4 protein-coding genes are annotated in these 2,654 nt (G+C 43.5%); 2 read left to right on the top strand and 2 right to left on the bottom strand.

Annotation, left to right across the window (positions count from 1 at the left end; translation table 11 throughout):
• Window positions 1-112: 112 nt before the first annotated feature.
• Complete coding sequence (locus tag LI015_RS28320; RefSeq protein WP_240162627.1) at window positions 113-358, bottom strand: (2Fe-2S)-binding protein; 246 nt, start codon at window positions 356-358, stop codon at window positions 113-115.
• 328 nt (window positions 359-686) lie between these two features.
• Here LI015_RS28320 and LI015_RS27800 point away from each other — a divergent pair, with 328 nt between their 5' ends.
• Complete coding sequence (locus LI015_RS27800) at window positions 687-1,235, top strand: hypothetical protein (RefSeq protein ID WP_227126765.1); 549 nt, start codon at window positions 687-689, stop codon at window positions 1,233-1,235.
• Between the two features lie 11 nt (window positions 1,236-1,246).
• Window positions 1,247-2,206 (top strand): hypothetical protein, encoded by a 960-nt coding sequence (locus tag LI015_RS27795; RefSeq protein ID WP_054354273.1) that lies wholly within the window; start codon window positions 1,247-1,249, stop codon window positions 2,204-2,206.
• A gap of 139 nt (window positions 2,207-2,345) precedes the next feature.
• Here the strand turns inward: LI015_RS27795 and LI015_RS27790 are convergent.
• On the bottom strand, window positions 2,346-2,654 hold a 309-nt coding region (locus LI015_RS27790), incomplete at its 5' end, for a hypothetical protein (RefSeq protein ID WP_227126764.1).

Genomic DNA, 2,654 nt, shown 5'->3' with positions numbered 1-2,654 from the left:
GAAAAGAATGTTGGAAGTGTGCTTTTCAGCACACCCCAACATTCAGTATAGACCCCATAAAACCTCCAGAATCCAGAAGCCCTTTGCCGGCAGATGTAAGGAATATGGGACCTTATGATTGGTATATATGATTGGACTGGATTGAAAAGATATTATTGTATTCCCTGATTATACCTATAATCGCAGAGGAACATCATTTCCCTGTGGGACTTAATTCTTTACATCTGCCAATAGTGCATGCCCCTGTCATTTGTTTTATATCGTCCAGGTTCCGGGCGCCGTTATCCAGAGCTTCCAGAATCTGTGCCTTTGTGACACCCGCGCAATAACATATCACTTCACGATTATCCATTATCATTCTCCTTTATCATTTTCTGATAATTTCACTATATCACAAACACTCCAATATATCTATAGAAGCACTGCGCGCGGCTTCCTTTTTCTGGCTTATCCAGGTGAGATGTGATAAAATAGAGACAGATAGATTTTGACTGAACCCCTCACTGAAACTTGCAGTCAGCGCCAGGCACCACAGAGCTTTTGGCGGGAAAGGCTGGTCATAAATGAAAAAAATAAAATGCCCCATTTGCCAGAAAGAGTTGGAACAGGACAGCATACAATGCCCTTACTGTAAATATAGATTCAAAATCGTGCCCAAGCGCGTTAACAGTCCGGAAGATAATAAAATGCGGTTAGACGGTTACCTGGTATCCGATATCCGGGACTGTCTGGTTCATACCGAAGAAGATACACTGGAACGGTTCAGAAAAGCCCAGAACAAGCCGGAGTTTAACCCTTCCGCCGGATTTGGAGGAAACCTTTGGTTTGCCAAAAAAGGCATGTTTGACATTTCCCTGTGGCTCATAGTCCTCAATATGACAGCAGTCCCTCTGATGGCTGCCGCTTATGGATGGATGCACAAGGGAAGCCGTTCTCTGCCTTATGATACCGGCTATGTATTTCTGTTCCTCCTTATTATGCTGGCGTTGGAATTCTATCCTTTGGGAAAAATAGCGGACCGGATGTTCTGGAAACACACCAGGGAAGTTCTCGATTTTCATGGGTGTAACAACAGGGCAGAGGAAGAGAACCCGGAGTTAAAAAAGATGCTGGCAGAGGACGGCGGACTGTCAACGGCCAACAGTCTGATCATTCTTGGACTGGATCTGCTGCTCATGTTTTTCTGTAAACAGGTAACCACAGCAATTTTTCTGTATTTCAGCTACACCAGATAAAGGGGGAGACAATGAAGCCATTGAAAAAGAGCACAGGAATCCTGGCGGCAGTCATCCTTATTGTCATGATATCAGGACTTTTGCTGGCCAATCAGATGATTGATCACCTTGAAAATAATATAACCACGGATTATACAAAGGTATACCATGATGACCTGAATCGGCTGCTGGGAGAGGGGTGGATGGTGCTGGCGAAAGAGAGCGGCTATACGGTCACGCCCTTTGATTCCACTAACATTTATACATGGGAAATCGGTTATAAGGATAAGGACGGACAGGAGCGCTCCATACTGCTCAGTAACTTTAAGGACAGGAGTATGGAACACCCATTCGGATACTGCATAGAAAAGAATTTCCAGACCATGACAGGAGAGGTATATGCCAGGGATGTAATCAGCCCTGTTATTCCCGCTGTCTGTTGGCAGCCTGAGTACTGGATTAGATTTCTCAATTATTATGTCAGCGGAGACCATATAACAGACAGGCCGTATAAGGACCCTGCTGCAGACATAAGTCCCAGGGCAGAGGTAGCGCTTAAGACATCGCCCCTGTTGGATGAATCTGACAGCAGCATGGATTGGGAAAATCCAGAATCAGATTTTTGTTTGTATGATATTGATTATGCCGGTATCTTCAAAAGGAAGCCGGACCTCTGGTATCTAAGCGTTTCTCTGGATTTTTATTTGGAGGATATGGAGCAAGCTGAGTATGCCGGGAAAGCAGATGCCCTGGAGGAAACCGCGAAGCAGGTTCTGGCCCGTCTCAACGAATATACGGGGCATACAGTGAACGCAGAAATCATTTACCCTACAGGTTCAGACCAGAAGGGCAGTGCATATCATCACTGGTATGTCATAAACGGCGACATTGTGGACCAGTCCGTATCCGATATACAGCTTCCCATATTTGGTGTCGTTGACCCGATGTATAATCACATGAAAAAATTCTATCATCCGGAGCAGGAATATTAAAACAGTTTGGATGAAAGAGATGGTTTCAACATGTCTGAAAATTGCGCGAAAATGAAATCTATATTTAAACTCAGGTATAGTTAGGCCCGGATAGAACGGCCTTTCCAACTATTCGCGAAAGTCTAGTAATCAGTAAGCACTAAACAGTAGGGTCCAAACTCAAGGAACCAACCGCAGAAACTATCTTGTTATGTATATCAGTGAATGCCTTAATCTGGGATTCATATAAAACAATACGCTCATGAATATCAATATCCAAAGTGTCAAAGATTCTTTTATCCCGTTCATGACGGTGTTTTATAATATCCAATTTTTCCGTTGCCAATATGTCCAGATAGAGCAGTTCAGTCTTATTAAAATCCACCTGCATATAACACCCTCCTTTACCATATCTATAATCTCTCGGAATCTCTAAGCCAGTAAATATAAGGCTTTCAGATTCCTTTTT

Source organism: Enterocloster sp. 210928-DFI.2.20 (genome assembly GCF_020554465.1).
Classification (GTDB): domain Bacteria; phylum Bacillota; class Clostridia; order Lachnospirales; family Lachnospiraceae; genus Enterocloster; species Enterocloster bolteae.
Note: the sequence above shows the minus strand (reverse complement) of the source record. Positions and strands in the feature narration are given on the sequence as shown.

Bases quoted from the DNA above. Each gene is read 5' to 3' on its own strand.
- LI015_RS27800 (WP_227126765.1), top strand. From the start codon at position 687: ATGCGGTTAGACGGTTACCTGGTATCCGATATCCGGGACTGTCTGGTT.
- LI015_RS27795 (WP_054354273.1), top strand. From the start codon at position 1,247: ATGAAGCCATTGAAAAAGAGCACAGGAATCCTGGCGGCAGTCATCCTT.